This window comes from Arthrobacter sp. GCM10027362 (assembly GCF_042679445.1).
Taxonomy (GTDB): Bacteria; Actinomycetota; Actinomycetes; order Actinomycetales; family Micrococcaceae; genus Crystallibacter.
On sequence record NZ_JBHTML010000200.1, the window covers coordinates 1 to 6913 of the forward strand.

Genomic DNA, 6913 nt, shown 5'->3' on the forward strand with positions numbered 1-6913 from the left:
TCTTTGCCGGCCAGTACGACGACGGCCCCGAACCCGGCGACGGCGGCGCCCCAGATCGCCACGCAGACCAGCACGGCCAGGCCCTGGCGGTGGATCCGGCCGACCGGGCCGGAGAAAAGCGCGGCCAGGAACGCGCCTGCCGCCACCGCGGCGAGCAGGATGCCGGCGGTCGCCTCGCCGCCGCCGATAATGACCGCCCCGATGGCGGGCATCAGCGCCCGCGGCTGCGCCATGATCATCGCGGCCAGGTCGGCCAGGAAGGTCATCCGCACGTTCGGCCGGGTGCGCAGGAACCGCAGGCCCTCCAGGACCGAGTGCAGTCCTGCCCGGCGGACCTCGCCCTCGGGCGGCACGGGCGGGAGCTTGAACAGGGCCCAGATCGCGGCGGTGAAGGTCAGCACGTCGATGGTGTAGGTCCAGCCGAAGCCGGCACCGGCCACGAGCACGCCGGCCAGCAGCGGGCCGAGGGTCATGCCCAGGCCGAAGGTCATCATGGTCAGCGCATTGGCCGCCGGCAGGGACTCCTGCCGGACCAGCCGCGGCACGATCGCGCTGCGGGCCGGCTGGTTGATCCCGGCCGCCGCCGAATGCACGGCAATGAGCAGGTAGAGCAGCCATACCTCGCGCAGTCCCAGCCACGCGTGGAGGGCGAAGGCGGCACTGCACCCCCAGAGCACCAGGCCCGAATACAGCGCCACCTTGCGGCGGTCGTGCGCATCGACCATCGCACCGCCGTAGAGTCCGGCCAGTACCAGCGGGACCAGGCCGACCACGCCGATGGCGCCCACGGCCAGCGTCGAGCCGGTCAACTGGTAGACCTGCAGGCTCACCGCCACCAGCGTCAACTGGGCGCCGACGGACGAGAGCGAGGTGCCGATCCACATGCGCCGGAAGTCCGGGCTCTCCTTCAGCGGCGTGATGTCGGCAAGCAGTTGGGGCATGAGCCGAGTCTACGCAAGCTGCCTGCGCCGGGCAGCGAGCTAGTCCGGGGCAGCCGGTCCGGCCAGGACCCGCAGCAGGATCCCGGGCAGCCGGGCATCGTCCAGCACGCGGAAATGCCCCGCCGCCTCCAGCCTGATGTTCCGGGCCCCCGGCAGATGGCTGCCGCCGGGAATGTGCGGGTCGAAGGCGCTGTAGACGGAGGTGATCCGGTGGTTGACGGACAGGTCCGCGGCCAGCGCGCGCAGGCTGCGGTCGCGCGGCGAGAATGCGCGGATGCTCGGGACCAGGAAAAGCCGGGCGTAGACGGAACCGGAGAACGGGGTGTTCACGGCCACCATGTGCCGGATCCGTCCGGCCGAGGCCGGCAGGATCATCGCCCGCTTGCCGACCAGCCCGCCCTTGCTGTGCGCCACGATGGTCACCTCCCGCAGGTCCGCCTCCTGCAGGTAGCCGGCGACCAGGGCTGCCATGCGGCCCAGCTCGCCCCGGTTGTAGCCCAACGGCTTGACCACGTGCACCGGATAGCCGGCCTCGTGCAGCCGGCGGGCAATCCGGTGCATGAACTGCCAGTTCTCGTACACCCCGGGGATCAGCAGCACCGGCCGGTTCCCGCGCGGAGCCTGCAGGTAGGGTGACGGGTCGGCCCGGAAAAGCAGGCCGTGCAGCTGCCACCAGGCCGCGTAGCGGTAATCCAGCAGCCACCACCAGCCGCGGGCCAGCAGCCGGGCGGCGGCGCGTCCCGGGGTCCTCATGGCCTGACCGCCAGGTCCAGGCAGTGCCGGGCGACCGTCTGCGGGCTCCGGTACATCACCACATGGGGAGCCCCCGGGACCTCGGCCGCGGCCGCGCTGCCGCCGGCAGCCAGCAGTTCGGCCAGCCAGGAGCCCGGGGCAATCGGATCGTGTTCGCCCCGGAGCAGCAGCACCGGCACGCCGACCAGCGGCAGCCGCTCCTCGAGCCGGTGCCCGATCATGTGCGGCACGGTGGCGAAGTACCAGCGCGGCCCGCAGCGGGCGTAGTCGCTGAAGACCGTCCAGTTCGCCCCGGGCGGTTCCCGGAGGGTGTCCTGGGCCAGCCGCAGCCCCAACCGCCAGGCGCTGCGCTCCCGGCGGTTGGTGGTGGGTCCGAGCAGGACCAGCGCGCGGACGGCGGCAGGGTCGGCCAACGCCATTTCGACGGCGACCTGGCAGCCCATGGAGTGCCCGACCACGATGGCCGGGCCCGCCCCCAGTCCGCGCAGCGCCTGCGCGGAAAGGCGGCCGAAGTCCTGCATCGACAAGGACCGGCGCGGACGCCGGGTCCGGCCGAAGCCGGGCAGGTGCAGGGCATGCACCTTGGCCGAAGGCGCCAGCTCGCGCACCAGCGGGTCGAAGTACCGGGGGGACATGCCGATCCCGTGCACCAGCGCGAACTCATCAGCCCCCGCTCCCCGGGTCTCGATTCCGAACTCGAAGCCGTCAACGCTCAGGCGCCGCGTCCTGCCGCCAATGTGCACATCCGCCCCTTCCGTCCGCGCCGGGCGGGCCGACCTCCTGCCGGCGCGACACGCCAAAAAATAATCCCGCCTTATTATGAATTACTCATAATTATATGGTTACATGGCCACATGAGTTCGACAGTACCCACTACGGAGCGCAGAGCGCGCGAGGCCCGCTGGGCTGCGCGCCTGCATGAGCACGGGCGCCGGGTCACCCGGCAGCGCCTGGCCGTGCTGGACGCCGTCGAACACGCACCGCACGCCGTGGCGGAGGAGGTCGCCGGCACCGTCCGGGCGGAACTGCCGGGAATCACCGTGCAGTCCGTCTACGTGGTGCTGTCGGACCTGACCGAGTCCGGGCTGCTGCGCCGGATCGAGGTCCCGCACAGCCCGGCCCGCTACGAAACCCGGGTGGCGGACAACCACCACCATGCGGTGTGCACCTCCTGCGGGCGGATCGAGGATGTGGACTGCGCGGTGGGCCATGCCCCCTGTCTGACCCCGTCCGACACGCACGGCATGACCATCCAGGTGGCGGAGGTGCTCTACCAGGGCATCTGCGCCGACTGCCGGGCCGCCGCACAATCCCCAGCCGGATCCTCCCGCAACCACTAACCCGACCACAGAAAGAAGAAGATGGCTGATAACACCAAGCCGTTGACCACCGTCGCCGGCGCGCCCGTGGCCGAGAACCAGAACAGCCTGACGGCCGGACCGCGCGGCCCGATGCTGCTGCAGGACGTCTGGTTCCTGGAGAAGCTGGCGCACTTCGACCGCGAGGTCATCCCCGAGCGCCGCATGCACGCCAAGGGTTCCGGCGCCTTCGGCACCTTCACGGTCACGCACGACATCACCAAGTACACCAGCGCCAAGATCTTCTCCGAGATCGGCAAGCAGACCGAGATGTTCGTCCGGTTCTCCACGGTGGCCGGCGAGCGCGGCGCGGCCGACGCCGAGCGCGACATCCGCGGCTTCGCGGTGAAGTTCTACACCGAAGAGGGCAACTGGGACGTGGTGGGCAACAACACCCCGGTGTTCTTCTTCCGCGACCCGCTGAAGTTCCCCGACCTCAACCATGCCGTCAAGCGCGACCCGCGCACCAACCTGCGCAGCGCCGAGAACAACTGGGACTTCTGGACCAACCTGCCCGAGGCCCTGCACCAGGTCACCATCGTGATGTCGGACCGCGGCATCCCGGCCTCCTACCGCCACATGCACGGCTTCGGCTCGCACACCTACAGCTTCTACAACGAGACCGGCGAGCGGTACTGGGTCAAGTTCCACTTCCGCACCCAGCAGGGCATCAAGAACCTCACCGACGAAGAGGCTGCCAAGCTGGTGGGCGAGGACCGCGAGTCGCACCAGCGCGACCTGTTCGAGGCGATCGAGCGCGGCGACTTCCCCAAGTGGACGCTCTTCGTGCAGGTCATGCCGGAAGCCGATGCGGCCGCGTACAAGTACCACCCGTTCGACCTGACCAAGGTCTGGTCCAAGAAGGACTACCCGCTGATCGAGGTGGGCGAGTTCGAGCTCAACCGCAATCCGGAGAACTACTTCGCCGACGTCGAGCAGGCCGCTTTCTCGCCGGCCAACGTCGTGCCGGGCATCAGCTTCTCCCCGGACCGGATGCTGCAGGGCCGCCTGTTCTCCTACGGCGACGCCCAGCGCTACCGCCTGGGTGTGAACCACCACCAGATCCCGGTGAACTACCCGCGCGGGGCCAGGGTCGTGAACTCCTTCCACCGCGACGGCGCCATGCGCATCGACGGCAACCAGGGTGCGACCCCCGGCATCAACCCGAACTCCTACGGCCGCTGGGAAGAGCAGCCGGCCTACCGCGAGCCGCAGCTGGGCGTGGGCGCAGTCGCCGACCGGTTCGACTACCGCGAGGACGACGACAACTACTTCGAGCAGGCCGGCATCCTCTTCCGCGAGAAGATGACCGCCGAGCAGCAGCAGGTGCTCTTCGAGAACACCGCCCGCGCCATCGACGGGGCCTCCCAGGCCACGATCGAGCGGCACATCGCCAACTGCACGAAGGCCGACCCGGCCTACGGCGAAGGCGTGCGCAAGGCGATCGAGGCCCTGCGTGCCGAGAAGCTCTCCAAGGTAGACGTGAACTCCGACTCCGTCTAACGGTTAAGGAATTGCCGTCTAACGGTTAAGGAATTGCCCGGGACCGGCCCCTGCGGCCGGCCCCGGGCAATTCTCATTTCCCGAGCAGGTGCTCCCGGCCGAACATCGCGGCCGCTTCGCGCGCGGTCGGCGTACCTGTGTCCAGCTCGGCCCCGGCCGCGAGGAGCCTGGCCACCACCGCGTCTTCGCCTTTGAACAGTGCCCCGGCAATCGGGGTCTGGTCGCGGCCATTGCGGATATTGGGATTGGCGCCGCGTTCCAGCAGCATGCCCACGGTCTCTTCATGCCCGTGGTAGGCGGCCAGCATCAACAGGGTGTTGCCGCCCGCATCGGCCAGGTCCGGCTGCAATCCGTGGTCGAGAAATTCGGCCAGCTCTCCGGTCCTGCCCTCGCGGGCCAGGTCCATGGCCAGCTCGACAACCCGCCTGGTCTGTTCTTCATTCAAAGGGATGTTATCCGTCACGGTTCCAGCGTAGGCGAAGAGGCCCGGGTCCGCGGTTTCCCCGCCGCGCCCCGGCTGTTGCCGTTCCGGTTATCCGGAACCGTGGTGCCGGTGCTCGCCGCGCTCGTGCACCCGCCGCTCGTGCTCCAGCCGGTGCTGTTCCTCGCGCTGGTGCTCCAGCGTAATCAGTTCCGGGTGGTTCAGCCGCGAATGCCCGCGGCCGTAGGCGAAGTAGATCACCAGCCCGATGATGAGCCAGATGGCGAAGCGCAGCCAGGTGAGCGTGGTCAGGTTCAGCATCAGCCAGAAGCACAGCACCGCGGCCAGGACGGGCACCACCGGCGAGCCCGGCACCCGGAAGGCGCGCGGCAGGTCCGGCCGCTTCTTCCGCAGCACGACGACGCCGATGCTGACCAGCACGAAGGCCGAGAGCGTGCCGATGTTGATCATCTCCTCCAGCACGTCCACGTTGGTGAACCCGGCCAGGACCGCCACCAGCACGCCGGAGAGGATCTGCACGCGCGCCGGCGTCTTGTGGTGCTCGGTGGTGTGGCTCAGCCAGCGCGGCAGCAGGCCGTCGCGGCTCATCGCGAAGACCACGCGCGCCAGCCCGAGCAGCAGGACCATGATCACCGTGGTCAGACCGATCAGGATGCCCACCGAAATGACCTGGGCCGCCCAGTTGGCGCCGACGTCAATGAACGCGGTGGCCAGCGAGGGGTTCTCGGCCGCGGCCAGGTCCCGGTAGGAAACCATGCCGGTCAGTGCCAGGGTAACCAGGATGTACAGGATGGTCACGATGATCAGGCCGCCGAAAATGCCCCGCGGCAGCGTCTTCTGCGGGCTGCGCACTTCCTCGGCGCTGGTGGCGACGACGTCGAAGCCGATGAACGCAAAGAACACCAGCGCCGCCCCGGCCAAAATGCCCAGGGCCCCGTACTGCGCCGGTTCGGCGCCGCTGAGGAAGGAGAAGAGCGACTGGGTCCAGACGCTGCCCCCGCCGCTGCCGCCGGTGGGGACGGATGCGGGGACGAAGGGCGTGTAGTTTTCCGGCCGCACGTACAGGAAGCCGACCACGATGACGAACAGGACGATGCCGACCTTGATCACCGTGAAGACGTTGTTCACCCGGGCCGAAAGCTCGGTGCCCAGCACCAGCAGCGTGGTGAAGATGGCGACGATCAGGAATGGACCCCAGGTCATTTGCAGGCCCAGGAGGCTGACCGTCGAGGGCACGTCCAGGTTGAACAGGGAGAAGACGTTGCTGAGGTAGATCCCCCAGTACTTGGCGATGACGGCCCCGGCCGTGAGCAATTCGAGGATCAGGTCCCAGCCGATGATCCAGGCCAGCAGCTCGCCGGCAGTGGCATACGTGTAGGTGTAGGCACTGCCCGCCACCGGAATGGTGGAGGCGAACTCGGCGTAGCACATGATGGCCAGCGCGCAGGTGATGGCGGCCAGCACGAAGGACAGGGTCACGGCCGGACCGGCATAGCTGGCGGCGGCCTTCGCCCCCACGGAAAAGATGCCGGCGCCCACCGCGACCGCCACGCCCAGGATCATCAGGTCGAAGGTACTCAGCGTGCGCTTGAGCTGATGGCCCGGCTCGTCCGCGTCCGCGATGGACTGCTCAATCGACTTGGTTCGGAACAGGCTCATGGGTCAAGTATTCCCGCGTTGGCCGTTGAAGAATACCCTTCGCGGCCGGCCGGTGGGGCCGGACGGCTTACGGCCGGGGCGGCTCGAGCCCGGCCAGGAAGGAGTCCAGCAGCGCCTCGAAGGCCGCGGTGGCTTCCTGCCGCTGCCCGGTGACCACGAAATCGTAGAGCAGGCCGTGCACGGCGGCCGCGAGCAGCCGGCCCCGCGCCGCGGCTTCCGGTTCGGCAATGCCCCGGGCCCGCAGCCAGTCCGCCCGG

The 6913-nt window shown here is 69.1% G+C and carries 7 protein-coding genes and 1 pseudogene; 2 read left to right on the forward strand and 6 right to left on the reverse strand.

Annotation, left to right across the window (positions count from 1 at the left end):
• The 3 genes from ACFQ36_RS19365 to ACFQ36_RS19375 all read right to left on the reverse strand — a co-directional run.
• On the reverse strand, nucleotides 1–941 hold a 941-nt coding region (locus ACFQ36_RS19365; RefSeq protein WP_377016600.1), incomplete at its 3' end, for an MFS transporter.
• Between the two features lie 39 nt (nucleotides 942–980).
• Complete coding sequence (locus ACFQ36_RS19370; protein ID WP_377016602.1) at nucleotides 981–1694, reverse strand: esterase/lipase family protein; 714 nt, start codon at nucleotides 1692–1694, stop codon at nucleotides 981–983.
• Nucleotides 1691–2437, reverse strand: a complete 747-nt coding sequence (locus tag ACFQ36_RS19375; protein WP_377016604.1) for an alpha/beta fold hydrolase — start codon at nucleotides 2435–2437, stop codon at nucleotides 1691–1693. Before ACFQ36_RS19375 ends, ACFQ36_RS19370 begins: the two co-directional genes overlap by 4 nt.
• 111 nt (nucleotides 2438–2548) lie before the next feature.
• On the opposite strand from ACFQ36_RS19375, the gene ACFQ36_RS19380 reads away from it, so the two are divergent.
• On the forward strand, nucleotides 2549–3034 hold the full coding sequence (locus ACFQ36_RS19380; RefSeq protein ID WP_377016606.1) for a Fur family transcriptional regulator: 486 nt from the start codon (nucleotides 2549–2551) through the stop codon (nucleotides 3032–3034).
• A gap of 21 nt (nucleotides 3035–3055) precedes the next feature.
• The gene (locus ACFQ36_RS19385; RefSeq protein WP_377016608.1) at nucleotides 3056–4555 is read left to right on the forward strand and encodes a catalase; all 1500 of its coding nucleotides are present in this window, start codon (nucleotides 3056–3058) and stop codon (nucleotides 4553–4555) included.
• A 73-nt stretch (nucleotides 4556–4628) separates the two neighbouring features.
• On the opposite strand, the gene ACFQ36_RS19390 is transcribed toward ACFQ36_RS19385, so the two are convergent.
• The 3 genes and pseudogenes from ACFQ36_RS19390 to ACFQ36_RS19400 form a co-directional block, all read right to left on the reverse strand.
• Nucleotides 4629–5006 carry an ankyrin repeat domain-containing protein gene (locus tag ACFQ36_RS19390; RefSeq protein WP_377016612.1) on the reverse strand — a complete coding sequence of 126 codons (378 nt, stop codon included), beginning with the start codon at nucleotides 5004–5006 and terminating at the stop codon, nucleotides 4629–4631.
• Between the two features lie 81 nt (nucleotides 5007–5087).
• Nucleotides 5088–6656, reverse strand: coding sequence for an amino acid permease (locus ACFQ36_RS19395; protein WP_377016610.1), 1569 nt, complete (start codon nucleotides 6654–6656; stop codon nucleotides 5088–5090).
• A gap of 67 nt (nucleotides 6657–6723) precedes the next feature.
• Nucleotides 6724–6913, reverse strand: a pseudogene (locus ACFQ36_RS19400) (TetR/AcrR family transcriptional regulator); the annotation flags it as partial.

Bases quoted from the DNA above. Each gene is read 5' to 3' on its own strand.
- ACFQ36_RS19370 (WP_377016602.1), bottom strand. From the start codon at position 1,694: ATGAGGACCCCGGGACGCGCCGCCGCCCGGCTGCTGGCCCGCGGCTGG.
- ACFQ36_RS19380 (WP_377016606.1), top strand. From the start codon at position 2,549: ATGAGTTCGACAGTACCCACTACGGAGCGCAGAGCGCGCGAGGCCCGC.
- ACFQ36_RS19385 (WP_377016608.1), top strand. From the start codon at position 3,056: ATGGCTGATAACACCAAGCCGTTGACCACCGTCGCCGGCGCGCCCGTG.
- ACFQ36_RS19395 (WP_377016610.1), bottom strand. From the start codon at position 6,656: ATGAGCCTGTTCCGAACCAAGTCGATTGAGCAGTCCATCGCGGACGCG.